Genomic DNA, 26,196 nt, shown 5'->3' on the forward strand with positions numbered 1-26,196 from the left:
GGCAGCGGGCGGAAGGGGCGTGGGAACAGTGAGTACGGCGGCTGTGACCACCACCAGCGCGGTGCGGCTCAACGCCGCGACCATCACCCAGTACCTGGCGTCGCAGCCCGGTCTTGGGCCGGGTAAGCGTCGGGTCGTACTGCTGCGGGCCGCGCCCTCGTGGGAGGGCCCGGACGAGCTGGTCTGGGGTGAGCAGCGGCGGGCCACGGTCGCCGCGGCGCCTTCTCCTCTCGGCGTGTACGAGCTCCTCCTCGCGCACCAGAAGCCGTCGGCCACCGGGCCCGAGGTGCTGGTGGTGCTCACCGACCGCGAGGAGGCGGAGCTCGGCCCCGATCTGCTGGCCAAGGTGCACCGGCAGCGGGTCAACGCCGTCGACACCTGGGACGTCGTACGGGAGGCTTTCGGTGCGAGCGCCTTCGACCACCGGCTGTTCGAGGAGAACTGGGCTGCCGAGTCGCTGCTGGACGCCACTCCCCCGCACGGCGGATGGCCGAAGCTGGCGCGCGGTGTCCTGACGCGACGCGAGGCGCTGACCTCGCTCGCTCTGCGGAGGCTGGGGATCGGCCGCTACGATCCGGACGCCGAAACCTCCCGCTCCGCGGCGGGAGGCGGTGACGAACTGGACATCCACACCCTGCTGCGATGGTCACTCGTGCCTGGCGGCCCCGAACGGCTCCTGGCGCTGCGGGCGCCCGAGCGAGCCGGGCTCGTGCAGTTCCTCGGCGAAGCGGAGCAGGCCGGGCGCGCGGGGCAGGCCCTGCTCGCCCTCGTGACAGCGGAACACGGGCCGGACGCCGCCGCGTTCGGTCTGGTCTGCGCGGCGCTGTGGGGACACGCCGACGCCGCGGCGGACGCGGAGGACTACCGGGCACGAGGGCGGGCCGAGCGCTGGTTCGGAGAGGAACCACCCGCCCAGGGTGAGCACCTGGACGCCCTCGCGGCGGCCTTCGGACGGTCCTGTGAGGAGTTCGTCTCCGCCCTGCTGCTGACGGGACGGTCGGACAGCGACGAGGCGGCGGAAGCCCGGCGGCTGACCGGCTCCGTACTCGACCGGGCAGCCGCCCTTGCGCGCCTTTTCGGAGCGGAACGGGCTGCGGGAACAAGTCCCGTGCTGGCGGCAGGACTTGAAGCACGCTTCACCGCTGCCGGCGAGGCGCTGTCGAGCCGCGCACCTGAGCACATCACACCCGCGGTGAAGGACCTCAGCCGACACCGGCTCGCCCGGGATCCCGACTACAGCGTCCGTATCGAGCGGGTGCGCATGGCGCAGCGACTGGCACGTTGGCTCGCGACCGATCCGCCGGTCGAGACCAATACGGTGGCGGATGCCATCGGCCGTCATGTCACCGAGACGGGCTGGGTGGACCTGGCGCTGGAGCACATCGAGTCCGGGGGCGACCCCGATCCGGCGCTCCGGGCCGCGTACGACGCTCTGTGCGCCGCGGCGCACGAACGTCGGCGCGAGATCGACCGGCACTTCGCCCAGATGCTTGCCGTCCGGACGGCGACCGACCGTGGTCCCGGCAAGATGCTGGCCGTGGAGACGTTCCTTCCCGAGGTCGTCGCTCCGGTGGTGAAGGCCGGAGAGCGGAGGGTCCTGCTCCTCGTGCTGGACGGGATGAGCGCCGCCATCGCCGCCGAGCTCGGCGAGCAACTGCGGGACCACTGGGTCGAGTACGACCCGGTGTCCGGTGCGGCGGACTCCCCGCGGCGCCGAGCCATGGCAGCCGCTCTCCCCACCATCACGGCCGTGTCGCGAACTTCGCTGTTCGCAGCGCGGCTGATGAAGGGCACGCAGGCCGACGAGAAGAGGCTGGTTCCCGCCCACCGCTTCTGGGGCGGAGAGGACGTGGCGGTCTTCCACAAGGACGATCTGCGCGCCGAGAGCAGTGGTGAGCCGTTCGGGGCCGAACTGCACGACGCGCTCGTCGGCGACCGTACGCATGTGGCGGTGGTCCTCAACACCGTGGACGACCGGCTCGCGTCCGAGCAGAAACTCGGTGACGGTGCCTGGCGGCTGTCCGACATAGGGGGGCTGCGGGCGCTCCTCAAGTCTGCCGCGGACCAGGGCCGGGCGGTGATCCTCACCAGCGACCACGGCCACGTCATCGACCGGCGCGCGGCGCGAGTGGACGCCGAAGACGTGCGGTCCGCGCGGCACCGCGGCCCCGGAGGTCCGCTGGTGGAGCAGGAGATCGTACTGAGAGGCCCTCGGGTTCTCGACCCGGAACCGGAGAGCGAGATCATCGCCCTCTGGGACGCCGACACCCGCTACACGTCTCGCAAGGCCGGCTATCACGGTGGCGCGTCCCTGGCCGAGTTCGCCATCCCGGTGCTGGCCTTCCTGCCCTTCGGGGCGAAGCCGCCGAGTGGCTGGCGGGAGCTGGGGAACCAGCAACCGAGCTGGTGGTCACTGGCCTCGCAGGGACCGGAGCAGGCATCGCGGGCCCACGCCGCCGCGACCTCGGCACCGGCACCGGAACCGAAGAGGTCGCCCAAGAAGGCCAAGAGCGAGGCGGAACTCGCCAAGAGCCACGACGCGCTGTTCGACGTGGCGCTGGTTCCTTCGGGACCGGAGGACGGCGCTCTATTGTCCGTAGCCCCAGTCTCTCCGAGTGATGCCTTGGTCGACGCCCTCCTGAAGTCCGAGGTCTTCACGGCACAGGTGCAGTTGCTCGCCCGTAAACCGGATCTTGCTCGGGTGCAAAAGGCCGTACACGCTCTGCTGGACGCGGGCGGAACCCTGCCGATGACTGCTCTCGCCCAGCGCGTCGGGCTCCCCGCGAACCGGCCGGCCGACGGCTTCGCCGCCGTGCTTCGGCAGTTGCTCAATCACGACGGTGTCCAGGTCCTGGAGACGCTGCCGGACGGGCGGACCCTGCGGCTCCACATGGGACTGCTGCGGGACCAGTTCGAACTCAGCTGAGCGCAAACGGCGAGGGCGGCCCCTGTCCGGGGGCCGCCCTCCGGCTTCCGCCTGCGTCAGGTGAGTTGGCGCAGCAGACCCACGAACTGGCGCAGCTCCTCGCTCCGCTGCGGCGACAGCGGCTCCGGGTCGAAGTGCGCGATCTGATTGCGAATGCCTCGTACTCGGTCGAGCTGGTGCACGAACTGAACGCGGTTCACCCCGGCCCAGCCGAGCGTCTGCCAGTTCTGGTCCGCCGCGGCGCACAGAGCTTCCTTGCGGTGGCCCTGTTTGTTCCTCTGGTCTCCGTCCAGCAGCATCACGTACTGGCCGAACATGAGGTCCGCGATCTTCCCGGTTTGCTGGTCGTTGCGCTGGACGGCGCGGACAGCGTTCTCGCCGAGCTTCGCGCCGAGGCACTTGCGGAGCCGGAACTCAATCTCTCCGACCACGAAGAACGGCCAGGCCGTGGAGTCGAAGCGCTGGGTGATGTCTGCCGCGGTGACGATGCCGCTGATCTGTCCGCTGTTCGCCCTGACCAGCACGTATCCGTGCTGGCAAATAGTGGGGAGGACGGAGAAGAAGTCGTCATGGGCGTGGACGACCGGGGGGTCCTCCACGATTGCGTTGGCAAGTGCTGCCTCTTCTCCCATGGCATGCACCTTGGCGACCGAGCGCCAGGTGACCACGCCGACCACCGTGTACTGGCCCTCCAGAACCGGAACCTGGGAGTAGTTGTGCGTGTGCATCATGTACGTCGCCTGGGTGAGGTCATCAGCGGGGGTGACCGAGGCCAGCCCGGCGTGGGCGCACGGCAGGTCGCCGATCCGCAGAGGGTGCTGCGGCAGTGCGCCGGGCAGCAGCCCTGCCTCGTCCTCCTGGTCCTCGTCCGCACTGGCGGACTCTGTGGCGGCGGACTCCCGGGCCACGATGAGAATCTCGGACTGGCTGCCGCAGGTGGCGAAGTACGGCACAGTCGACAGACCGGCGTCCTTGAGGATCCGCTCGATATGCAGGATGGCCTGGTCGTTACGGAACCGGGTGTTGAAGCATGTCAGGAGCTCAACCAGAGGTATGCGCCGGCCTTTGAGCGCCAGCAGTTCTTCGTCGGAGGGCGTCCGGAGCACGACCGCGTCACCCGGCCTTCACGTCGCGGAAGACGGTGCGCTTGCCCATGGCCGACATGACCAGTTCGAGCAGTTGCTTGGATCTGTTCTCGTAGAACTGCTCGAAATCGCCCGAGTGCAGCGCGGCAGGCTCGATGAGGTGAGTGCCGATGACGTCGTCGAACCACTCGGGTCGCATCCCCGACTCGAGCGCGAGGTTCTTGAGGTAGCCGGCGGGTGATCCGTTCATGCTTTTGCTGGCCCGCAGCGACAGGGGCGTCTTGTTGATGATCGAGTTCGCCCTGTTGCCGTAGGTCCGGTAGTTCTTGTCGATCCACGCCTTCGGGAAAATCTGGCGCACCTCCACGCTGTACTCCGCCAGGCGCGCGGCGTTCAGGGGTGCTTCCGTGAAGTACCAGTCCACCGCCCCCTGCTTGACCAGAAGGGCATAAACCCCCTTGTACGCGGCGCTGTTGCGCGTGCTGAGGGTGTCCAGCCGGTCATCCAGGAAGGCCGCCTCGGCAATGGTGTCGGGGACGACTTCAGTGTTGCCCTGGAGTCGTTCGATAAGTTGCTCGACGTCGCGGGTGAAACGGCTTTCCGTCGATCCCCCGTACATCTCGCCGAGCACACCGCACCAGTACCACTGAGTGAGCAGTTCGTCGGCCTCCACCGTTTCGGTCTGCTCGCCCAAAATTGTGCGTACGGCAGCCAGCGGTACAAGCTGAGTGCGATACGGCAAATCCTGGGTGCGCACGATGCACTGCCGCTCCAGGAAAGTCCCCACCCACTCGAAGGCTTTTGCCACCCGCGGAGCGAGCAGGCTGAAGTCCGCGAGAGGTAGTTCCAGCAGGTCACGACGCTTGCAGGAGACCGCCGCCCGCGGCTCCTGACGCTTGCGTTCCCAGGTTCGGACGAGCGCCACGGCCTGGAGGAAGTCGCTACTGCTGAGCCCGTCCTCGACACCGGCCTCCATGCGGCCGAACACCGGGTATGACGACGTGAGGCCCTTCTTGATGTCCGACCAAACGTCCGGGAGTTTGTAGTAGTCGCCGTGCTCGGCCACGTACTGCTGGTTGCCCGCGTAGGTAGCCGTCAGCAGTTCGAAGACGTTGAGCGGCACACCACCGGTGTTCACCCGCTCGAACACAGCACAGACCGCGTCCATGGTCGTGGAGGCCGCGAGCTTGATCATCGGGACCTGGAACGACTGCATGCGGTTGAGCACGTGCATCTGGAACTGTCCCCAGAAACCCCAGTTCGTGACGTCGACCTTCACGTACTCCTGGTGCCAGGCATTCACCCGCTCGGTGTCGAACACAAAGTGGAGGGGGAAGTAACCGGCGGCGCACTCACCTTCGACGGTGCTCAGGTCGATGAGGTCCCTGCGGTTGAAGCCGGTCTTGAGGATCTTGTTCTCGGGTACGGACACGATGGCGTCGTCACGTTCGGCGGGTGGCCCGATGGCCTTGGCAATGTCGACGTAGTACCAGCGCCGCAGCTCCTTGCCCCGAGCGTCCACCGTCTCCACCGGGCGATCCCGGTGCAAGGCCTGGAAGAGGGAGGTCAGCCGCTGCTGGCCGTCGAGCAGCAGCAGGTCGGGCACCCGGCCCTCCGCATCCTCGGCGCCCTTGAGTGTCCGGGTGCGGAACAGTGAGGTGCCGTTGGTCTGCAGCGCCATCACCACCCCGAGTGGGTAGTCGAGTGTCACCGTAGCGATGAGCGCCCTGATGCGCTCGTCGTCCCACTTCCACTCACGCTGGAAGTCGGGGAGCTGTAAGGCGCCGGAAGCGACGTCCGCAAGGGCGTCGCTGAGTTTCAGGCTGTCGAGTGCCACGCTTTGTCTTTCCGTCTGTGACCGAACGCTGCGTCACCGCCCCGTTACGGCGGTGAACATGCCATTGGATCAACGGGGTTGGCGACAGTCAAGGCATTCGCCGACACCGCTGCCGCACGTCGGCATCAAACGATCCCGGCCCAGCGGTCGAGCGGTCCGAACTGCGGTCCGAGCGTGTTGGTGTGCTGCCCGTTTCGCCCTGCGCCCCCGTGGTCTCAAGCCGATGGGAGACTGTTGGGGTGAGTACAGACAGCCCTGGCCAAACCGGACCCGTCAGTGCCGCCCGGCGTCGTGACGTGATCGATGCGCTGCGCCGGGGAGCCGTCCCTGAAAGCGGACTCGACCTGCTGGCCACCGGCCTGGACCGATTCCAGAGTGCCCTGGACTCCGAACTCGACGCCGTGGCGTCCGGCGCGTCGGTGTTCAAGGCCGTACGCGGCGAGTACGGGTCGGGAAAGACCTTCTTCGCACGGTGGCTCGGGGAGCGTGCAAAGCGGCGCAACTTCGCCGTCGCCGAGATCCAGGTCTCCGAGACGGAGACTCCGCTGCACAAGCTGGAGACGGTCTACCGACGCCTCACCGAGCGGCTGGCCACGCCCGGCTTCCCCCCGAGCGCACTCCGGCCGGTTGTTGACGCCTGGTTCTACGCCCTTGAGGAGGACGCCCTGGCCGCGGGTGCGCCCGAGGAGGATCTGCCGGCAAGGGTGGAGCAGCTGATGACGGCCCGGCTCACCGAGGTGTCCCGGCACGCCCCGTCGTTCGCGACGGCGCTGCGGGGTTACCGTACGGCCCTCGAGTCCGGAGACGAGGCCACCGCCTCCGCCGTCATGGCGTGGCTGGGTGGACAGCCGCATGTGGCCGCCGCGGCCCGCAGGTCCGCGGGGGTGCGCGGCGACCTGGACCACTTCGGCGCCCTGGGGTTCCTTCAGGGGCTCCTCACCGTGCTGCGCGACTCTGGGCACGCGGGCCTGTTCGTCGTGCTGGACGAGGTGGAAACCCTGCAACGGGTCCGGTCCGACGCCCGTGACAAGGCGCTGAACGCGCTGCGCCAACTCATCGACGAGGTGCACTCCGGACGCTTCCCCGGCCTCTATCTGCTGATCACCGGCACGCCGGCGTTCTACGACGGCCGACAGGGCGTGCAGCGTCTGGCTCCGCTGGCCCAACGGCTGGCCACCGACTTCACCACTGATCCGCGCTTCGACAACCCGCGTGCCGTGCAGCTCAGGCTGCCGGGCTTCACCCTCGACTCGCTGATCGGGCTAGGCCTGACCATCCGGGACCTGTATGCAGCCGGGTCCTCGGCAGCTGAGCGAGTCAAGGAGGTCGCAGACGACGTATATGTCGCCGACCTGGCCAAGGCCGTTGGCGGGGCGCTGGGGGGCAAGGTGGGGGTAGCGCCTCGCCTGTTCCTCAAGAAGCTCGTTGGCGACATCCTCGACCGCGTGGACCAGTTCGAGGACTTCGATCCGCGCAAGCACTACGCACTCACGGTGAACGCCTCGGAACTGACCGAGGTCGAGCGCAACGCCGCGGCGGTGGACAGCGCCGATGATGTCGAGCTGGACCTCCCGTGATCGACTTGACGCCCGATCCGATGGACCTGCTTCACCCGGGATTGGTCCATCACGTCGTGAACACATTGGGCTGGCCCCGCCTGCGGGCCCTCCAGGAGGAGGCCATCCCTCCCCTGACAGACGGTGCGGACGCCGTGCTGATCGCGCCCACCGCAGGCGGGAAGACCGAGGCCGCGTGCTTCCCCCTGCTCTCGCGGATGGCGCACGAGAAGTGGGACGGCACCTCGGTCCTCTACGTGTGTCCGCTGAAGGCGCTGCTCAACAACCTGCTGCCCCGACTGGAGATGTACACCTCCTGGCTCGGGCGCTCAGCCGCGCTCTGGCACGGCGACGTCACGCAATCTCGCCGCAAGCGCATCCTGCGCGAACGGCCGGATGTACTGCTGACCACTCCCGAGTCCCTTGAGGCCATGCTGGTCAGCGCAAATGTCGACCACCGGATGTTCTTCTCCGGGCTGCGGGCGATCGTCGTTGACGAGGTGCACGCTTTCGCGGGCGACGACCGGGGGTGGCATCTCCTGGCCGTGCTGGAACGGCTGGAGCGGGTGGCCGGGCGCCCGGTGCAACGGGTCGGCCTGTCCGCGACCGTGGGCAACCCGGAGGAGCTGCTCACCTGGCTGCAGGGAGCAAAGGCCGGGCGTGGCAAGGCTCAGGTCGTCGCGCCGCACCTCAAGGAGAAAGTACAAAAACTGCCCCCTCCCGGGGATGTCCAGCTCGACTATGTAGGGTCCTTGGCCAATGCGGCGACGGTGATCGCGGCATTGCACCAGGGAGAGAAGCGGCTGGTCTTCTGCGAATCGCGCAAGCAGGTCGAGGAACTCGGCGCGGCACTCCGCGTGAAGGGCTTGACCACTTTCCTGTCCCACGCGTCGCTGTCCGCCGACGAGCGGCGGCGGGCGGAGGAGGCCTTCGCGGAGGCTCGCGACTGCGTGATCGTCTCCACCAGCACCTTGGAACTTGGCATCGACGTCGGCGACCTCGACCGGGTCGTCCAAGTCGACGCACCAAGCACCGTGGCCTCGTTCCTACAGCGGCTGGGCCGGACCGGCCGACGGAATGGATCCAGCCGCAACTGCCTGTTTCTCGCCACCGACAACGCAGGCATCCTGGCCGCGTCGGCACTTCTGCTGCTCTGGTCGCGCGGCTGGGTGGAGCCGGTCGTCGCGCCTCCGGAGCCCCGGCACATCGCCGCGCAACAGGTGCTGGCGCTCTGCCTCCAAGAACATCGGGTCGGTGACCGGCTGTGGCAGGAGTGGTGGGGAGGTCTCGGTCCGTTCGGCCCTTCCGCCGAGCCGATCGTGCGCCACTTGGTCGAAGAGGGCTATCTGGACCGGGACGGCGAACTGCTGTTCATCGGCCCGGAGGCCGAAAAGCGGTTCGGTTACCGGCACTTCATGGACCTGACCGCGGTCTTCACCGCCGCCCCGGAGTTCGCTGTGCTGTCGGGCCGCACCGAGATCGGCACCACTGATCCCGTGCTGCTCACGGACGAGGTCGTCGGCCCTCGCCGACTTCTGCTCGCCGGCCGCAGTTGGCAGGTGACGTACATCGACTGGTCGCGCCGCCGCTGCTTCGTCGAGCCGGTGGAGAGTGGCGGGCGGGCCCGCTGGGGCGGTGTCGGCCTGACCCGCACCGCGTCGTACGAACTGACACGGGCAGCCCGCGAAATCCTGCTCGGTGCCACCCCGCCGGTCAGGCTCACCCGCCGTGCCGAAAGCGCCCTCGCTCGCGTGCGCGATGAGAACGCCGAGTTCGTCTACCGCGACGGCACCGTCATCATGCGCGGAGGCCACGACACGAATGTCCGGTGGTGGACATGGGCGGGCTATCGCACCAACGCCACCCTGGCCGCGACCCTCTCCAGCATTGCCGACCCCCTACAGCGTCCTACAGACACCTACGTCCGACTACGCGAGGACATCACCCCGCAGGAATGGAGAACGGCCACCGCACACGCCGCCGACCATCTGTGCCTCCCGGCGGTGGATCCCCGTGCGCTGGCAGGACTGAAGTTCAGCGTCGCTCTCCCGCCGCGCCTCGCCGAGGCCACACTCGCAGCCCGGCTGGCCGACCTGGCCGGTGCCACCGCCTTGCTCCGCGAGACCATCAGGTTCACCGCCCGATGATGGAAGACGTGCTGCGCCACCAGTCGGTCCGCGAGGCTCAGCATTCCGAGAGGGCCGCCGTCAGACACGACCGGGACGGCGGTACGTCAGCACTCCTCAGGTGCCGTGAGGACAGCCGCGCGTGGGTCCTCGGCGCCGACGAGGAGCCGGGCCGCGGCTCCGACCGTGTCGGCCTGGCGGAGAAGTGCCACTCCTCAGCCCCCGACAAGCGCGACAAGCTTGATGAACACCAGGTCCGGATCGCCCCTGAGATCCACGACCTCCTCGAGGTCCTCGACCTGACGCTCGCCGGCCAGCACGAAGAACCCGTTGGTCAGGAAGGCACGCTCGGCGATCTCGGCCTGGCGCTGCCAGTCGATGTGGCGTGGCTCGCGCAGGCGGTAGCCGTTCAGGTCTGTCTCGGCGTCGTCGGGGCGGACGAGGCCGTTGTAGCGGTCACTGGGGCGGGTGTTGTGGCGGGCGGCCTCCTCGCGGATCCGGAGTCTGATCAGCTCCCGTACGGTCATCTGCTCGGGAAGCCCGGCGACCTCCCAGTCGGTGAGCGGTTTGCCTGCCGCGGTCTCGTCCCGGAATGTCACGGTGGCCATCAGGCACCTCGCTTGATCTGCGTGAGGATGGACTTGTCGGTGATCTCGGTGTCGGCGGCCAGCAGGAATGCCTTGCTGAGGATCAAGGAGAGCCGGTCGTCGCCGAACGGCAGGAACACCTTGCCGTCCCCCGGGCGCCGCGCCGGGACGATGCACAAGTAGCTGTCGTCCGGTTCCATCAGGATGTTGGCCGAGCCCAGGTGGATCTTGTACGTGCGCAGGTCGCCGCGGACGGTCAGGAAGCGGCCGTCGAGCGTGCACCGGGCGGCGATCTTCAGGCGCGGCAGGATCCGCTGAAGGACGTCGCGGCGCGATTCGGCGCTCTCCGTCAACTCGGCGAAGGAGGCCCGCTCCCAGTAGGCGCGCTCAAGGCCTCCGTCGGTCCAGTCGGGATCGGCGGCGATCGAGGTCACGCCGACGAAGAGGTCCACGTCGCGCATCGCCTCGCTGAACACCAGCGGGGGCACGTCGGCGAGCGGTGCCTCGTGCCAGGCACCCTCCACCCGGCGGTCGAAGCGCACCTGGTCAGTCGATGCCAGTTCGTCGTTGCCCGCCCAGTCTGCCCATGTGTGGAAGAAGCGGACCCGCCACTCCCCCGCCGCCATGGTGCGCTCGGCCTCGTCGCCGTCCCCGTCGTTCCAGGGGCCGAGCAGGTCGCTCTTCCAACCACGGGCCCGGAACAGGGCGAACATCTTGCGGTAGTGCACGAGGTGCGCGGCGAATCGGTTGGAGTAGACGCGGGTCTGCTCCTCCGCCGGTGTGAGGAGGTAGATCTCGCGGAACGCCTGCTTGAACGGCTGCCGGATCCGCCGTTCGACGAGCAGGTCCCGCCAGGCCCGCACGGTGTCCGGCTCGGAGCGGAGGGGATGCCACAGCCGTACGGAGGCGTCGTCGGGCGCGTCGGGAAGGCGAGCATCCAGAAGGTGCGCGGCGGGCACGTGCGCATCAGGAGAGGGCGCATCAGGAAGGTGCCCATCGGGCACGTGCTCGTCCGTCTCGGGCAGTACGGCCCGCCACTCGCCGGGGGCGACCTCGATCTCCCAGATCAGCCGGCGTACGAGGGTCCGGGCGAGGGGGTGCCCGGCCAGCTCAGTGCGCCACCAGCCGTACGGGTGGACGGCCTCGACGGTGAAGCCGCCCTCCAATGCGCGTACGAGGGTGACGAGTTGGGCGTTGACCCGCTTCACCAGGTCGCGCAGCTCCTTGACCAGGGCGGCGTGGTCGCGGCGGACCGGTGCCGGGACGCCGCGCAGCGGGCGGCCGTCCTTCTCCCAGGTCAGCGTGGCGGTGTCGGTGACCGTGACGACGGCCTGGTAGTCGCCGGCCGTTCGGCGCAGGACGCCACACGGGGCGGAACCGCTGAGGGACGCGGTGTCGAACTCCAGCCTCGGCAGTCGTAGCGCGACGTCGGTGCGTTCGGCCAGGGCCGCGTCGACCTTCTTCAGCATCTTGTCGAGCTGCTTGGGCACCCCGGCGTGCCGGACGGTCCCGCGCACGGTGCGGATCGCGGTCACCAGCTCGGGCGTCGGGAAGTCCTGCGCGGCGCGGACCACCTCGTACAGCAGGGCCTGCGACGGAAGCGTCTTCGCCGCCGTCGGGGCGACGGCGATGCCGGGCAGGAGCCGCTCGAACAGCTGCGGCAGCCAGGGTTCGTCGCGCATCAGCGCCACCCGCAGGGCCTGTCCGAGCGAGGTGATCTCCCGGTCCGTGAACGCCTTGTCCGCCCGGTAGGGGATCTCGCCCGCCCGGATCGCGTCGGTGCGGTCGGCGGCCGCTTCCAGCGCGCGGCGGGCGAACGCCACGTAGGCGGGGTTGTCGGCCGACCTGCGCCACGCGTGCGCCATGGGCGAGACGAACCTGTGGTCCCGGTCGATCTCGGACAGCAGCGTCTGGTCGGCGGGGGCGAGGCCGGCTATCACGGCGAACTCGTCCGCCACGATGGGGCCGACGTCACGGGAGAGGCGTTCCACGGCCGCGCGCAGTGCCGTGTCGCCGGCCAATCCCGCCACCGCGAGCAGCGCGTACGGCTGGCGCACGGTGTCCTTCTCCAGCCAGAACCCGACCAGGGCGCGGGCCGGTTGGGACACGTCGGGCAGCGGTCCCGTGCAGTGCTTCAGCGCGTCCAGGCCGATGGTGAGGTCCGCCCAGCCGTGCTCCTCGCACTTCTCGACGAGCGCCTCGAACATCCGGCGGCACGCGTCGGGCGTATAACGCGGCTGCCGCTCCCTGGCCGCGTGTTCGACCGCGAAGCGGACCCTCGTCGTCGCGTGTGGGGCCGAGGCGCCCACCCGGTAGGCCGCCACGAGCAGACTGCCGAGCTCCTCGTCGGAGACCTGCGACAGGTCCGGGCGCCTGTCCCGTTCCTCAAGTTCCCGACCTCCCTCAAGTTCCCCACGTCCCTCATGCTCCTCGAGTGCGCATTCCGGGTCGGTCGTCAGGACGCGCATCAGCCGGGCGACGAGGCTCATCGGGCACTCCTCTTGATCTGGTGGAGGATGGTCGCGTCGGTGATCTTGGTGTCGGCTGCGAGCAGGAATGCCTTGCTGAGGATCAAGGAGAGCCGATCGTCCTCGAACGGCAGGAACACCTTGCCGTCCCCCAAGCGCCGCGCCGGGACGACGCACAGGTAGGCGTCGTCGGGCTCCATCAGGATGTTGGCCGAGCCCAGATGGATCCTGTACGTCGTCAGGTCACCGCGGACCATCAGGAAGCGGCCGTCGAGCGTGCACCGGCCGGCGATCTTCAGGCGCGGCAGGATCCGTTCCAGTGCCGCGCGACGGACCTCGGCACTCGCCGTCAGCGCACCGAACGTGGCCGTGCGCCAGTACACGGCATGACGGTCCTCGCCCCGGTCGGTCCAGTCGGGGTCGGCGGCGATCGAGGTCACGCCCACGAACAGGTCGACGTCGCGCATCGCCTGGCGTGCTCGGTGGCGCGGGTCAGCATCACCGCGACCTCGTCGGGCGTCCAGCCGCGCACCCTCGAGATCAGGGGCTCGATCTCGCTGTCGTACTCCCAGAAGCTCGTGTTGTCGAAGCAGGCGGCCAGCATGAGGCACAGGACCGCGGCCCTGCCCTCCTCGTCCGCGCAGGCCGCGAGCCGCCCGTCGATCTCGGCCTGCGTCGCCGCGCCCGTCGCCCTGGATCGCCGGTACTCGTGCCCCATGTACCGACGGAACTCGGTGCGCTGACGTTCCAGGAGGTCGACGAGCCAGCGGACGCGGTCGAGGGCGGCGGACCGCACGTCGTCGAGCGAGTCGTTCCTACAGGATTCGGCCACCAAGGCGTCGTACAACATGGCCGGATGATGACAGAGGGGACTGACAACAGGATCAGATGCATGATGACGCCATGAACCATGGCGACCAGCGCTTCCACGTCATCGTGCTGTCGAACTTCGCGAAGGGCTTCGACAAGTACGCGTTCTCTTACGGTAAAGCGGGGATTCCGGAGAGTACCTATCCCGACCGGTTCCACCTGCTGACCCGTGCGGAGTTGGGAATCGGCATCGGCAAGGCGCGACGCCTGCTGGACCGTCTGGCCATTCCGGGCGACCGGCTGCTGGTGCTGGAAACCATGGTGGACCCCGACAAGCTGGTGCCCAACGTGTCGACCGGCCTCGGCATGGAACTGCACGAGGCCCGCATCCGGTTGTCAGCAGTCCACGAACTCGACCAAGCAGGCGACGAGTTCACTCTGCGCCCGACAACCGTCGAGGATGCGATGGCGGCCTCTCTGCACCTGCACGGTTCGGCACTGCGACGCTACGCCGACACGCGACCGCGCTCGGTGTCGCTTCTGCCAGTCGCCTCCGCCTGCCAGGCCCGGTGTTCGTTCTGCTTCTCCGCGGCTTCGATCTCCAGCGACCAAGCGCCGGCACGGGTCCCGTGGGACGCGGTTGCCCACTGGCTGGAGCGTGCCCGTGCGGCGGGTGCCGAGCGTGCAGTGATCACTGGGGGTGGGGAGCCCACGCTCATACCGTTCGAACAGCAGCTGCGACTGGTGTCCGCCTGCTCGGCGGCCTTCCCGAAGGTCGTCCTGATCACCAACGCGCACACCCTGGCGAAAGGCCGGCATGCTGACCGGGCCGTCCGTCTCGCGGCCCTGAGCGGCGCGGGCCTGAGCGTGCTGGCGGTCTCCCGGCACCATCAGGACGACGCCGTCAGCGAGCGGCTGATGATGCTGCGCACGCCGGTGAGCTCTGTGATCGACACCTGGCGCGGGGAACGTGACCGCTGGCCGGGGCTGCGGATGAGGCTGATCTGCGTGCTCCAGCACGGCGGCGTCGCCGACGCGGCCGATGTCGCCGACTACCTTTCGTGGGCTGCGGCTCTCGGTGTCGAGGAAGTCTGCTTCAAGGAGCTCTACGTATCCACCAGCACTGAGTCGCTCTACTTCGACCGCGCCGCCAACGTCTGGAGCCGGGAGCACCAGGTCTCGCTGTCCATCGTCACCGGGTTCGCCGAACAGCACGGTTTCGAACTGGCGAGCCGCCTGCCGTGGGGCGCGCCGGTCTACCACGGCAGCTGGGACGGACGGCCGATGCGGATAGCCGCGTACACCGAGCCCAGCCTGCTCTGGGAACGCACCAGCGGGATCGCACGCAGTTGGAACGTCATGGCCGACGGGCGCTGCTACGCCTCCCTGGAAGACCGGGCCAGCGAGATCGTGCCGGAAGGCGCAGCGGCATGAGGTTCGCGGAGTTCCAGGAATTCCGGCAGCGGCAACTCAGTGCTTCCTCGTCGCTTCTGGACGCCGCCGAGACCAACGTGTACCGGGTGCTTGCTCCGGTGCGGCCGGAACCGCCGACCGACATGAGTACGGTGCACCGGTGCGATCTCGCCCGTGCCTGGCTGCGGCGCTTCGAGTTGCCGGAAGAGTGGTCCGGCCACGCCATGGTCTGTCGAGGGGTCCGGCACGGGCTCGGTGTGGTGTTCCACTGGCTGCGCGCCGCGCACGCGCGGTTGTGGCTGCCCAGCGACGTGTACCCGGTGTACTTCGAGCTGGCCCGCGCTGCGGGCCTGGCGCCCGCGTCCTACCCGACGCTACCGGCGCCGGCCCTTCCGAGGTCGCCGGCGGACCACCGGCCCGAATACCTGCTGCTCGCCAACCCCAGCAAGCCGCTCGGCCGTTACCTGTCCGATGCCGAGTGCGCCGCGGTGATTTCGTGGTTGCGGGAATCACCACGCCGCCGCCTGCTGATCGACAGCGTCTACGACCTTGGAGTCCCGTTCGCCGCCGGCACACGGCGATTGCTGGACACCGGTTGTGCGGTCCTGCTGCATTCGGTCACCAAGGGATGGCTGTGGCCACGCACGTTCGGCGTGGTCCTGCTGGGGCCGGCACAAGCCGAATTGGCCGCAGGTTTCCGGGCGGATCCGCCGACGTCGGCACAGCTGAGGCTCGCCGACCGTCTGCTGACCGAGCACCGCGACGTGCCCCGGCAGGTCGTCGACGAACTGGCCGTACGGGCTGAGCGGTTGTTCGAACGGTTGCCGGACGAAGTGCTCGAGGCGATTCCCACGGCGAGCCGGACTTGTTCCGGCAACTACTTCTTCCCGGTTGAGATCCCAGCGGAGACGCTCCAGCGCGAGTGCGGTGTGCTCGCCATGCCGGTCAGCGTGTTCGGGGAGAGCAGCTGGTCCGGCTCCATCCTGACCAGCCTTGCTGACGCTTTCGGCCCGACGCCGACGGTGGCGCGATGAAGCAGCCGGCCCACGCAAGGCTATGACCTGCACAAACGTGCAGGGAGGGCGTTTCCGTGAGGGCTGACGGCGATGTCGCGAGCAACTGGCTTCTCGCTATGCCGCTGATACCCGAAGGCCCGTGACAGCGGGCCTCCCCGCGTGACGTGGATCACCACGACGGGAAAACCTGTTGCCCGACCCGGGCGTCTAGCAGGTGTGAGATCAGTCAGAGCAGCGCTGCACGAGGTGGACGAGGAGCGCCTCGTCCGGCTGGTGGCAAAGGGCGACCGTGCCGCGTTCGAGGAGCTGTACCGGCGTACGTCGCCGTGGATGGTGGTGCGGCTGCGCCGCCGGTGTGTGGACGAGCAGATCGTCGCGGAGGTCATGCAGGAGACCTACTTGGCGGTGTGGCGCGCGGCAGGTGCGTTCGCCGGGACCGCTGTCGGGGGGACGGCCACCGGTTGGCTGTGGACGATCGCGGCACGCCGCCTGGTCGACGCGTTCCGGCGCAGGGCTCACCACGCGGAGCCGCCGCCGGCCGCCGCCGCGCCCGAAGTGGCACCCGCCGCCGAGGAGTTGGCGCTCGCGGAGACCGTCGGCGGTGACGTCGGGGACGCGTTGCGGTGCCTCGCGCCGGAGCTGAGACAGGTATTGCAGGCGATGGTGCTCGACGGGCTGTCCGTCCGGGAGACCGCGGTCCTGCTCGGGCTGCCCGAGGGCACGGTCAAGACCCGTGCCCGCCGGGCCCGTATCGAGATGCGGAGGGCGCTGGCATGAGTATCGAACACGCATCGAAGCGGATCATCGAGGGATACGTGCGCGGCGGCGCGGACCTCTCCGCCGACGAGGTGTGGGCAGTGGAGGCGCATCTGGAGATGTGCCGGGTGTGCCGTGACCGGCTGTCCGCCGCTGTCGGTGCCGGGGCGCCCGACGTGGCGCGGCTCGTCGACACCGTGTGGTCCGGCCTCGAACCCCGACTCGCGGTCACCGCCACGATGCCGCGCCGACGGCGCTGGTCGGCGCGGCTGTCGAGGTGGATGACCCCCGCGATGGTGCCCTGGCTGGCCATGGTCGTGGGCATGACGCTGCTGGCCCCGCTTCTCGACCTGGCCTACACCGGCTCCGGCGAGGTGTCGTTGGTGCTGCTGCTCGCGCCGGTCCTGCCCGTGCTCGGCGTCGCGGCGTCCTGGTCGCGCGGTCTGGACCCCGCCTACGAACTGACGGCCTCGGTGCCCAGGGTGGGGCTCCATCTGGTGCTGCGGCGCACCGCGTCCGTGCTCGGTGTGGTGGTCCCCGCGCTGCTGGTGGGCGGCTGGGCGACTGGAGTGATGGTGGTGCAGTGGTTGCTGCCCTGTCTGGCCTTCACCTCGACGACCCTGGCGCTCGGCGGTGTCGTCGGTGTGACCCGCGCCGCCTTCGTGCTGGCGGCCGTGTGGGCCGGTGTGGTCGTGGCGCCGACCCTGGCCACCAGCCGTACGACCTTCGCCCTGCAGACGGGCGGTCTGCCCGCGTGGGGGCTGATCCTCGCGGTCGGTATCGGCGTCGTGATTGCCCGCAGAGGCGCGTACACCGTGCTGGAAGCCCATCGATGACCATCAAAAAGAACATGGGAAAGGGACACCACATGACGTCCGCCGTGAGCGCGGCCGACATCGCACCGACGGCCTACGCCTGGGAGATCCAGGCCACCGGGCTGAAGGTCAGGGTCGGTAGGAACCGGATGGCCGTCGACGGCCTCGACCTCTCGCTGGGCGTCGGCGTCCACGGACTCCTCGGCCCCAACGGGGCGGGCAAGACCACCCTCATCCGGACGCTGGCCACCGTGCTGCGCCCCACCGAGGGCAGCCTGGAACTGCTCGGCGAGTCCGTGACCGGCATGGGCCAGCACCGTGCGGTGCGCCGCCGAATCGGCTATCTGCCACAGGAGTTCGGCTACTACAAACGCTTCACGGTGCGCGAGTTCGTCGAGTACATGGCGTGGCTGAAGGAGGTGCCCAAAGCAAGCATCCCCGCGGCGGTGCAACGCGCCGTGGAACGGGTGGGTCTGGCGGACCGCGCCGACGAGAGGATGAAGGCCCTGTCGGGCGGCATGGTGCGCAGGGTCGGTATTGCCCAGGCCATCGTCAACGACCCGCCGATCCTGCTCCTCGACGAGCCGACGGTTGGCCTGGACCCGGCGCAGCGGCTGCGCTTCCGCGAGCTGCTGCAGGAGTTGGGTACGGACACCTGCGTGCTCGTCTCGACCCACCTGGTGGAGGACGTCGCCGCCGCCTGCACCGACGTGGTGCTCTTCGCCGAGGGCCGACTGGTCTTCCAGGGCCCTCCGGACGAACTGGCCTCGGTGGGCGGCCCGGAGCACGTGGGTGACAGCCCGCTGGAGCGCGGCTACTCGGCCATGCTGCTCAACCCTGAGCAGGAGAGGGGGACTTGGTGAACGGCCGCGTTCTGCGCATCGAGTTGAGGCGTTCGGTCGCCCCGTTGGCGGGCGTCGTGGTCCTGGTACCGGCGCTGACATTCCTGTACGCACTGGACGGCACCTGGTGGAGCGGCACCACGGCGTGGACGGCCCAGTGGACGCCGCTGGCCATGAAGACCCGCTCCCTGCTGTTCTACCTGTGGCCGCTCACCATCGGGCTCGGGGCGCTGCAGGGACTGCGCGACCACCGCTCGAAGATGTCCGAGCTGCTGACGAGCACCCCGCGGCCCGCCCGGCACCGCGCGGCCACCTTGGCGGTCGCGACGGCTATCACGCTGGCCTCCGCTTTCGCGTTCCTCGTCCTCGTGGGCGGGGTCCAGGTGCTCGCCCACACCGAGTACACGCACCTCGGGTGGCTGCCCATCTCGCTGGTGGGGGTGCTCTTCCTCGTCTCGGGGGCCGTGCTGGGCATGGGGGCCGCGAGGGCCCTGCCATCGCCGCTCACCCCGCCCGCGCTGGCCATGGGCGCCTTCGTGTTCACAGCCCTCATACACATGTCCCTGGGCCGGACGGAGACGGGCACGACGAACGGGGTGCCGAGCACGGAGCCGAACCGGATCTCGCTGCTGTCACCGACGCTGGAGGACGTGCGCGAGGCGTTCGTCACGCTGTCCGCCCCCGTGCACGTCGGCCAGACGATCTGGCTGCTCGGCATCGCCGCGACCGGCTTCGCACTGCTCGTCGCCGCGACCCCGCGCGCCCGGCTCACCGCCCTGACGCCCGTCCTGGCGGGTGCGGCTATCGCCCTGCTCGTCCTCCCCGCCGACGCGCGCCGGATGTACGTCGTCGACAAGGCCGCCTCGGAGCTGGTGTGCGACGGCCCGGTGTGCGTGACGAAGACGCAGCAGGCACGGCTCGCGGACCTCGCGGGCCCCGGCAAGGAGGCGCTGCGTCTGCTGCACGGTGCCCTCGGTGATCAGGCGCCGGACTCGGTCCGGGAGAACACCGCCGTACTGCCGGAGGGCTCCACGCCGCGGTGGTCCCGCAGCACCGTGCTCTTCGACTTCGACGACGACATCGTCGCCACCGCGAAGGGCGAGGAGCTGACCTGGGCCCTGATCGCCAAAGGCATGGTGCCAGGGTGCACCCCCGTCGGCTGGAGCGGCATGGGCGGAGACGAATACGCGCGGACCGTCGCGCTGGGCTGGGTCCTCGGGGAACTCAAGCCGCTCGGCGGCCCGTCGGCACGTTTGCCCGCCCGGACCGAAGCCGAGACCCGCACGGTGTGGAAGGAGCTCATGGCACTTCCACGGGCCGAGCAGCTCTCGCGGATCAACGCGATGCGCGCCGCGGCACTCTCCTGCAAGGGTGACGCGTTCGACGCGCTGAAGGGCGGTGCGTCCCGGTGAGATGGCTGACGCTGTATGCGCGCTCGCGTCAGGTACCCGCGTCGCTGGCCGCGGTGCTGATCGGCGCGGTGACGGTGTGGGCACTCGCCCGGGACGGGAACGCGGGGCCCGTTGATCCGCGCATGCCCGTGCTCGTCCTCACCACGGGGGCGATGGCGGTCTCGGTCGGGCTCGGCGGGCAGGACCTCGCGCTGGACCGGACGGCCGCGATCCGCTGGATTCCCCGCAGAGCGGCGCACGTGCTGCTCGGCGGTGTGGCCGTCGCCGCGTCGCTGCTGACGGTGCAGACCATGGGCGTGTCCATGGCCACCACCACGTTCGTCGTCCGGGACAGCGCGGGCCTGATGGGACTGGTCGCCCTCGGCGCGGCGCTCTCGGGCGGCCAGTACGCATGGACGCTGCCGTTCGCCTGGCTCTCGCTGGTGTTCCTCGCCCCGCCCCCGACGAGTACACCGATGCACGTGGCGATGTGGATGCTGCTGCCTCCCGGCACGGCAGCGGGCACCTGGACAGCCCTGGTCCTTACGGTCGTCGGCACCATGGCGTACGCCGTCGCGGGTCCGAGAAGGTAGCCGGACCCCGAAACCCTCGGACCCCGAAACCCCCGGACCGGGAGACCGCCGGGCCGCATCGGCAGGCTGATCACGGCGATGCCGCGGTCGGTGGCCGCGTACACGACCAAGCCCCTGATCCAGGAAAAAGGGGCTGACCAGCATGTTCCCTGGCCATGGGCCCTTGGGGGCAGACGAGTCGGGCTGTACGCCGGGTTCTGTCGCCCGGTCGCCTCGCGGCGGCCGGGGAGACGGCCATCCATCTAGGGCCGACGTTGCCGCCGGCCTCGTGCGGTCTACCCGAGGACTCGGGCGGGCGGCCCTCGAACGTCCTCGCAGAAGCACCTTTCCAATCCTGGAAAGGCGCTTCCTTTTGACCTTGCTCCGGGTGGGGTTTACCTAGCTGCCCAGGTCGCCCTGGGCACTGGTGGTCTCTTACACCACCGTTTCACCCTTACCGGGGGCCGAAGTCCCCGGCGGTCTGTTTTCTGTGGCACTGTCCCGCGGGTCACCCCGGGTGGCCGTTAGCCATCACCCTGCCCTGTGGAGCCCGGACGTTCCTCGGGAAGTGTCCCGTCAGGGGCACTCCACGCGGCCGTCCGCCCGGCTCGTCTGCCGTGTCGACCATGCTACCCGGCGTGTGCCTTTGACCGGACCGTCAGGATCATCAGGGGCAGCAGGCGCAGCAGGTCCGGCGGCCGTCGCCAGGACCGAGCCCGCCAGGATGAGGGTGAAGGCGATCGCGATGCCCGTCGTGAACGCCTCGTCCAGGAAGAGGGCTCCCGCCGCCACCGCGACCGCCGGGTTGACGTACGTGAAGACCGTCGCGCGGGTCGGGCCGACCTCCTTGATCAGTTCCAGGAAGCCGACGAAGGCGAGGGCCGTGCAGATCACGCCCAGTCCGAGGAGGGCTGTGAGGACCGATACCGACGGCGTCTCGCTGGGCCAGGTCATTGCCGCCGCCGGCGCGTAGACCAGGGCTGCCAGCGCCAGGCAGGGGGATATGAGCTGGAGGGTCGGGACGTCCTTCAGCCAGCGGACGGCGATCAACGGCGCCGTCGCGTAGCCCAGCACCGTCAGGAACACCTCCGCCAGGGATCGGGCGTCGCCCCCGGTCAGGTGCGGCACGGTGAGGACGCCGACGCCCGCCAGGCCCAGGGCGAGGCCCGTCACCCGTCGTAGGCCGAGGCGTTCCGTGTCGCCGAAGAAGCGGGCCAGGAGCACGCCGACGATCGGGACGCCCGCGATCAGCAGACCGGCGGTCGAGCTGGACAGGTGGCGTTCGGCGTCGGTGAGGGTGAACCACGGGCCGACGATCTCGATGCACGCGAAGGCCAGCATGGGCAGCCAGTGGGTGCGGACGGTACGGATCAGGCCGCCGCCGCGTATCGCGAAGGGGAGCAGGAGGGCGGCGCCCAGGGCGCAGCGCGTGAACACCACCATGGACGTGGAGAGCGGGGCGTCCACCGCCACCTTGATCATCAGGTAGGGGATGCCCCAGACCACTCCCATCAGGGAGAACAGGAACCAGCCGCGTGCAGTCATGCGGCCATGTTCGCCGCGTCAGCAGCGGCCGTCTTGAACGCTGTTGCGGTACACCGCAGGGGTGACCCCGAGGACCCTCCTGAACCAGCGGGTCAGGTGTGCCTGGTCGGCGAAGCCCACCAGGCCCGCGACCTCGGCCGGCTTCAGTCCGGACTCCAGCAGACCGCGGGCCCGGTGCACGCGGTACTGCGCCAGCCAGGCGTACGGGGGGATCCCCATCGTCGTACGGAAGGCTCGGAGGAGTTGGTAGCGGGACATGTCCAGGTCGGCGGCGAGGTCGGCGAGGGAGGGGGGTGCCAGGAGGTCGTCGGCCAAGCGGTCGCGTACGGCGTGGGCGATGTGGTCCGCGCCGGGGATCGTGTCGGGGGCCGGGCGGGACGTGGAGTGGCGGCGGGCCAGGGCCGTGAGCAGCCACGGCACGCGGGACTCCGTCTCCAGCGGGTCGGGGCAGGTGCTGAGTTCGGCGTGGGCGCGGCTGAGGGCGGTGGCCAGTTCGGGGTCGTCGAGGAGGGGTTCGCGGAAGTGCGGGACGCCGCCGCCGAGGGTGCCGTCCGTGAGGAGGGAGGGCGCCGGGTACAGGGCTCGGTAGGCGTAGCCGTCGGACGCGGCGGGGCCGCCGGTGTGGATCTCGCCGGGGGCGAGTACGACGATGGAGCCGGGGCCGGGGCGTAGGTGGCCGCCGCGGTAGGCGATGACCTCGGAACCGTCCACGCACACGCCGATGCTGAACTCCTCGTGCGCGTGGGAGGCGTACACGTGCCGGTCGAAGCGGGCGGTGAGGAGGTCGAGGGGCGGTCCGCAGCGGCCGAGGCGGGCCCTGGTCCATCGGGCCTGTTCTTGTGTGGTCACTGCTTGAACCCCCCGTACCGCACCCCGTGTCGCGCCACCGCACAGGGGATCAGAGGAAGTCCGTCGTGTCCAGGTCGAAGGCGAAGGGCTCGGGGAGGGTGAGCGGCTTACCGAAGGGGAGGGTCGAGTGCTGGCGGTATTGATCCTTCTGCGGGTCGCTGAACAGCGTGATCGAGGAGGCGTCGCGGTCGACGAGCAGGTGGAGGGGGACGCCTCCGCGGGCGTAGCAGCGGCGTTTGGCCTCGCGGTCGGCTTTGGGCCTGGTGGACGTCACTTCCAGAACCATGGCGACGCCGTCGCAGGGCATCCATGAATCGGCGCCGCGGTAGAGCCGCAGCTCCGTAGGGGCGAAGGTACCGTCCGGGATCACATGATCCTTCGGCCAGCCGCCTCCGCTCTGCAACTTCAGTCCCTTGTTGCCGGAGTAATCCATGTCCGTTCGGGAGCGCCTGATGACCTGCTTCACGATCTGGCTGATGTAGTGCTCGTGATCCCCGTCCGGCGGCGGCGTCACAACGATCTCCCCCTCGATCAGCTGCGCCCGGAAGCCCTCCGGGGTGTCCAGGGCGAGGAAGCCCTCCAGCAGGACCTCCGCCTGCGTGAGCGGCTCATGGGCCATGGCAGTCATGTCACGCCCCTCCTTCGGTCGCTCGCCAGACTGGGACATCGGCTGATCACCTGTCCGTGAGATCGGAAACCGTTCCCTCGATCGTGGCACAGGAGCTCCGCCCTCGTCAGGCGGCGAGGCCGCGGCCTTGACCCTGCCGCGACGTCAGCGTCTGTACTGGTGCCATGAGGATCGGAGAGCTCGCCACCGCCGTCGGCGTCACCACGCGGACCGTCCGGCACTACCACCACCAGGGGCTGCTGCCCGAGCCCGAACGGCTCACCAACGGCTACCGCGACTACACGCTCCGGCACGCCGTCGTGCTGGCCCGGATCCGGCGGCTGACCGAGTTGGGGCTGGGGCTCGCGGAGGTGCGGGACGTGCTCGCCGAGGACGCCGGGAAGGATCTCGTCGAGGTCCTGACCGAGCTCGACGAGGATCTGGCGCGTCAGGAGGCGGCGATCCGGGAGCGGCGCGCGCGGTTGCGGGACCTGCTGGAGGACGGCGCGCTGCCGGCCGAGGGGCCGGTGTCGCCGGAGCTCGCGGTGCTGTTCAGCGAGGTGGGGCAGGTGCCCGACTCCCCCATGGCCGCCAAGGACCGGGAGGTCCTCGCGTTGCTCGACACCGCGGCGACCCCCGAGGCCCGCCAGAAGCTCATCGGGGTGGTGGGCGGCGTCTTCGGCACGCCCGACAGAGCGGAGCGGGCCCGTGCCGCGTACGCGCTGCTCGACGCCCTCGTCGACGCCGACCCGTCCGACCCGCGTGTGGACGAGGCCGCGCGGGCCCTCGCCGACTGTCTGCCCGGTGAGCTGCTCCCGGAGGCCGGGATCGACGAGGCCGGCATCGATGACGACCACAGTTTCCTGCGTGCCGTCTACGCCGACTTCGCGCCCGCGCAGGCGGAGGCCGTCCGGCGGGCGCTGAGGATCATCACGGAGGGACGGTCATGAGGACAGCGGGCGTTCTGGTCCGGCATGAGCTGCGGATGTTCGTGAGTCTCGCGCTGTGGGTGGCGAGGAGGAGTCACGGCGCGGGCGGCGGGCGGGCCTTCGGGTACGCGCGTGGGCAGGGTGCGGTGATGTCCGGACTCGCGTTCGTGGGCGTGGTCGAGACGCTGACGATGTCGGTGCTGCTGCGGGACTATCCGACCGTGCACGGCGTGGTGTTGGTGCTGGACGTGTACGCCGTCGTCCTCGTCGTCGGACTGCACGCGGCGAACGTGGTCCGGCCGCATGTGCTGGGGCCCTACGAGCTCCGCGTCCGCCGGGCCGTCCACGTCGACCTGCGCATACCACTGGAGCGGATCGCCTCCGTGCGCCGCGAGTTGAGGTCCGTACAGGAGCGGACCGACGGTGAACTCGACCTCGCCATGGGGGCGCAGACCTCCGTCACCCTCGAACTCAACGAACCCGTCGACCACTTGACGTTCCTCGGTCGACGACAGGAGGTCAGCCTGGTCCGATTCCACGCCGACGACGCCGACGCGCTCGTACAGGCCGTCAGGCAGGCGCGAAGCGCACCGTCGCCGCTGCCGGATCGGCCCGCGTGAGCCGTACCCGCAAGCGCTCCCCCAGCGGCAGCGGGGCTCCATCGCCCTCGATGCGGCCGATGATCGCCGGGGACTCCAACTGCACGGTCCCGACGGCAGGTTGGCGTTCCTCCACGTCCACCACCCACCCGTCGAACACCTCCCCCACCCGGTCCTCGAGCAGCGCGGCCTCGATGAGGTCGACGCACCCCCGCTCGACGACGCCCGCGCGCCGGCCGCCGTCCGCCATCTCGCCGCGCAGCGCGTCGAGCGAGGCGAGCACCCAGTCGGGCGGGTCCTGGCCGGCGACGGCGGCGAGGCAGATCTCGGCGGCGTAGCGGTCGACGAGGCGGCGCAGCGGGGCGGTGCAGTGCGCATAGGGCGCGGCGACGGCGGCGTGGGTGGTGATCTCCGGGAGTTCTCCGTCCCGGAAGGGCGTGTAGCCGGCGCCGCGCAGGAGGGTCGTGCACTCCTGGAGGAAGGCCGCGTGCCGGGGCTGGTGCGGGTCGAGGGAGCGGATGAGCCTGTCGTACGAGACGTGGTGCGGCCAGTCGATGTGCAGGGCGTGGGCGGTACGGCGCAGTCGGCCCACCGCGCCGTCGGGGGCGGCCGGGAGGGTGCGGAGGACTCCGGTGCCGTACGGGATCATCAGGTCCGCCGCCGCCATGCCGGTGAGCAGGGAGATCTGCGCGTTCCAGGCCTCGGCGGGGAGCGGGGCGCGGTACGTGAGCTCGTAGGTGTGGTCCCGTTGGACGATCTCCTGCTCGGGCACGTTGAGCGAGATGCCGCCGCGCTCGACCTCCAGCGCCTCCCGCAGCACGCCGATCTCCTTGAGGAGCGCGAGCGGCTCCTCCGCGACACCGGAGTCGATCTCCCTCTGTACGCCCGCGTAGTCGAGCCTGGCTCTGCTGCGGACGAGGGCCCGGTGGGCGTCGACGGCGACGGTACGACCGTCCGCGTCCAGGTCAAGGGTCCACAGCGCGGCGGGGCGGACCTGGTCCGGGAGCAGGCTGGCGGCGCCCTCGCTCAGGACGGCGGGGTGCAGCGGGACCTTGCCGTCGGGGAAGTAGAGGGTGGTCGCGCGCCGGTGGGTCTCCGCGTCCAGGGCCGTACCGGGTACGACGAACGCGGCGACGTCGGCGATGGCGTACCGGACGCGGTAGCCGGTGCCCCGCCGGGACAGGTGCATCGCCTGGTCCAGGTCGGTGGAGGCGGGAGGGTCGATGGTGAGGAACGGGATGTCCGTGGCGTCCTCGGTGGGGAGCGCGGGTGCCTTCGCCGCACGCTCGGCCTCGGCGAGCACCTCCGGCGGGAAACGCTCGGGCACCGCGAGTTCGGCGCGCAGTGCGGTGAGGGCGGCCCGGAGCGAGGCTTCGGGTGCGCCGGTCACGCGGATGCGGCGGCGGGGCATACAGCGAGCGTAGGGCCTGTCCGGCGGATCAGCTCGGAGGAAAGCCACAGAGCGTG

The 26,196-nt window shown here is 69.8% G+C and carries 21 protein-coding genes, 1 other RNA gene and 1 pseudogene; 12 read left to right on the forward strand and 11 right to left on the reverse strand.

The window, feature by feature from the left end:
* Window positions 1-43: 43 nt before the first annotated feature.
* Window positions 44-2,926: a BREX-2 system phosphatase PglZ gene (gene pglZ, locus OHA64_RS13875; RefSeq protein WP_405612674.1), complete on the forward strand. Its 2,883-nt coding sequence runs from the start codon at window positions 44-46 to the stop codon at window positions 2,924-2,926.
* Between the two features lie 56 nt (window positions 2,927-2,982).
* On the opposite strand, the gene OHA64_RS13880 is transcribed toward pglZ, so the two are convergent.
* Window positions 2,983-4,032 (reverse strand): HPP family protein, encoded by a 1,050-nt coding sequence (locus tag OHA64_RS13880; RefSeq protein WP_405612676.1) that lies wholly within the window; start codon window positions 4,030-4,032, stop codon window positions 2,983-2,985.
* A 7-nt stretch (window positions 4,033-4,039) separates the two neighbouring features.
* Window positions 4,040-5,848 (reverse strand): DUF262 domain-containing protein, encoded by a 1,809-nt coding sequence (locus tag OHA64_RS13885; RefSeq protein WP_405612679.1) that lies wholly within the window; start codon window positions 5,846-5,848, stop codon window positions 4,040-4,042.
* Between the two features lie 239 nt (window positions 5,849-6,087).
* Here OHA64_RS13885 and brxD point away from each other — a divergent pair, with 239 nt between their 5' ends.
* Together brxD and OHA64_RS13895 are read left to right on the forward strand one after the other, a co-directional pair.
* Entirely contained in the window at window positions 6,088-7,425 is a 1,338-nt protein-coding gene (gene brxD / locus OHA64_RS13890; protein ID WP_405612681.1) for a BREX system ATP-binding protein BrxD, read from the forward strand.
* A 20-nt stretch (window positions 7,426-7,445) separates the two neighbouring features.
* On the forward strand, window positions 7,446-9,551 hold the full coding sequence (locus OHA64_RS13895; RefSeq protein ID WP_405623969.1) for a DEAD/DEAH box helicase: 2,106 nt from the start codon (window positions 7,446-7,448) through the stop codon (window positions 9,549-9,551).
* A 194-nt stretch (window positions 9,552-9,745) separates the two neighbouring features.
* Here OHA64_RS13895 and OHA64_RS13900 read toward each other — a convergent pair whose 3' ends face one another.
* Genes OHA64_RS13900 through OHA64_RS13915 form a run of 4 tightly spaced genes read right to left on the reverse strand, consistent with a single transcriptional unit; the run spans window position 9,746 to window position 13,435 of the window.
* Window positions 9,746-10,138, reverse strand: a complete 393-nt coding sequence (locus tag OHA64_RS13900) for a hypothetical protein (protein ID WP_405612684.1) — start codon at window positions 10,136-10,138, stop codon at window positions 9,746-9,748.
* A complete protein-coding gene (locus OHA64_RS13905) occupies window positions 10,138-12,606 on the reverse strand; it encodes a DUF4132 domain-containing protein (RefSeq protein ID WP_405612686.1) in 2,469 nt (822 codons plus the stop codon). The genes OHA64_RS13900 and OHA64_RS13905 overlap by 1 nt, the downstream gene beginning before the upstream one ends.
* A complete protein-coding gene (locus tag OHA64_RS13910; protein ID WP_405612688.1) occupies window positions 12,603-13,052 on the reverse strand; it encodes a hypothetical protein in 450 nt (149 codons plus the stop codon). The genes OHA64_RS13905 and OHA64_RS13910 overlap by 4 nt, the downstream gene beginning before the upstream one ends.
* Window positions 13,022-13,435, reverse strand: coding sequence for a hypothetical protein (locus OHA64_RS13915; RefSeq protein ID WP_405612691.1), 414 nt, complete (start codon window positions 13,433-13,435; stop codon window positions 13,022-13,024). The genes OHA64_RS13910 and OHA64_RS13915 overlap by 31 nt, the downstream gene beginning before the upstream one ends.
* Before the next feature lie 53 nt (window positions 13,436-13,488).
* Here OHA64_RS13915 and OHA64_RS13920 point away from each other — a divergent pair, with 53 nt between their 5' ends.
* The 7 genes from OHA64_RS13920 (at window position 13,489) to OHA64_RS13950 (ending at window position 20,221) form a co-directional block, all read left to right on the forward strand.
* Window positions 13,489-14,829: a radical SAM protein gene (locus tag OHA64_RS13920; RefSeq protein ID WP_405612693.1), complete on the forward strand. Its 1,341-nt coding sequence runs from the start codon at window positions 13,489-13,491 to the stop codon at window positions 14,827-14,829.
* On the forward strand, window positions 14,826-15,842 hold the full coding sequence (locus OHA64_RS13925) for an aminotransferase class I/II-fold pyridoxal phosphate-dependent enzyme (protein ID WP_405612695.1): 1,017 nt from the start codon (window positions 14,826-14,828) through the stop codon (window positions 15,840-15,842). Before OHA64_RS13920 ends, OHA64_RS13925 begins: the two co-directional genes overlap by 4 nt.
* A gap of 198 nt (window positions 15,843-16,040) precedes the next feature.
* Window positions 16,041-16,601 (forward strand): RNA polymerase sigma factor, encoded by a 561-nt coding sequence (locus tag OHA64_RS13930; RefSeq protein WP_405612697.1) that lies wholly within the window; start codon window positions 16,041-16,043, stop codon window positions 16,599-16,601.
* Window positions 16,598-17,416, forward strand: coding sequence for a zf-HC2 domain-containing protein (locus OHA64_RS13935; protein WP_405612700.1), 819 nt, complete (start codon window positions 16,598-16,600; stop codon window positions 17,414-17,416). Before OHA64_RS13930 ends, OHA64_RS13935 begins: the two co-directional genes overlap by 4 nt.
* 32 nt (window positions 17,417-17,448) lie before the next feature.
* Window positions 17,449-18,258 (forward strand): ABC transporter ATP-binding protein, encoded by an 810-nt coding sequence (locus OHA64_RS13940; protein WP_405612702.1) that lies wholly within the window; start codon window positions 17,449-17,451, stop codon window positions 18,256-18,258.
* The gene (locus OHA64_RS13945; RefSeq protein ID WP_405612704.1) at window positions 18,255-19,649 is read left to right on the forward strand and encodes a hypothetical protein; all 1,395 of its coding nucleotides are present in this window, start codon (window positions 18,255-18,257) and stop codon (window positions 19,647-19,649) included. The genes OHA64_RS13940 and OHA64_RS13945 overlap by 4 nt, the downstream gene beginning before the upstream one ends.
* The gene (locus tag OHA64_RS13950) at window positions 19,646-20,221 is read left to right on the forward strand and encodes a hypothetical protein (RefSeq protein WP_405612707.1); all 576 of its coding nucleotides are present in this window, start codon (window positions 19,646-19,648) and stop codon (window positions 20,219-20,221) included. Before OHA64_RS13945 ends, OHA64_RS13950 begins: the two co-directional genes overlap by 4 nt.
* 170 nt (window positions 20,222-20,391) lie before the next feature.
* Here the strand turns inward: OHA64_RS13950 and rnpB are convergent.
* The 4 genes and pseudogenes from rnpB to OHA64_RS13970 form a co-directional block, all read right to left on the reverse strand.
* Window positions 20,392-20,811: RNase P RNA component class A (gene rnpB, locus OHA64_RS13955), an RNA gene on the reverse strand.
* Between the two features lie 151 nt (window positions 20,812-20,962).
* A pseudogene (locus tag OHA64_RS13960) lies at window positions 20,963-21,745 on the reverse strand (DMT family transporter); the annotation flags it as partial.
* An 18-nt stretch (window positions 21,746-21,763) separates the two neighbouring features.
* On the reverse strand, window positions 21,764-22,594 hold the full coding sequence (locus OHA64_RS13965; protein ID WP_405612710.1) for a helix-turn-helix domain-containing protein: 831 nt from the start codon (window positions 22,592-22,594) through the stop codon (window positions 21,764-21,766).
* Between the two features lie 49 nt (window positions 22,595-22,643).
* On the reverse strand, window positions 22,644-23,222 hold the full coding sequence (locus OHA64_RS13970; RefSeq protein WP_405612713.1) for a Uma2 family endonuclease: 579 nt from the start codon (window positions 23,220-23,222) through the stop codon (window positions 22,644-22,646).
* Between the two features lie 164 nt (window positions 23,223-23,386).
* Between OHA64_RS13970 and OHA64_RS13975 the strand changes: the two genes are divergently transcribed.
* On the forward strand, window positions 23,387-24,151 hold the full coding sequence (locus tag OHA64_RS13975; RefSeq protein WP_405612715.1) for a MerR family transcriptional regulator: 765 nt from the start codon (window positions 23,387-23,389) through the stop codon (window positions 24,149-24,151).
* Window positions 24,148-24,750, forward strand: a complete 603-nt coding sequence (locus tag OHA64_RS13980) for a hypothetical protein (protein WP_405612718.1) — start codon at window positions 24,148-24,150, stop codon at window positions 24,748-24,750. Before OHA64_RS13975 ends, OHA64_RS13980 begins: the two co-directional genes overlap by 4 nt.
* Here OHA64_RS13980 and OHA64_RS13985 read toward each other — a convergent pair.
* Window positions 24,701-26,140 (reverse strand): RNB domain-containing ribonuclease, encoded by a 1,440-nt coding sequence (locus tag OHA64_RS13985; protein WP_405612721.1) that lies wholly within the window; start codon window positions 26,138-26,140, stop codon window positions 24,701-24,703. The two genes, OHA64_RS13980 and OHA64_RS13985, sit on opposite strands and share 50 nt — an antisense overlap.
* Window positions 26,141-26,196: the final 56 nt, after the last annotated feature.

This window comes from Streptomyces sp. NBC_00076 (assembly GCF_045041235.1).
Taxonomy (GTDB): domain Bacteria; phylum Actinomycetota; class Actinomycetes; order Streptomycetales; family Streptomycetaceae; genus Streptomyces.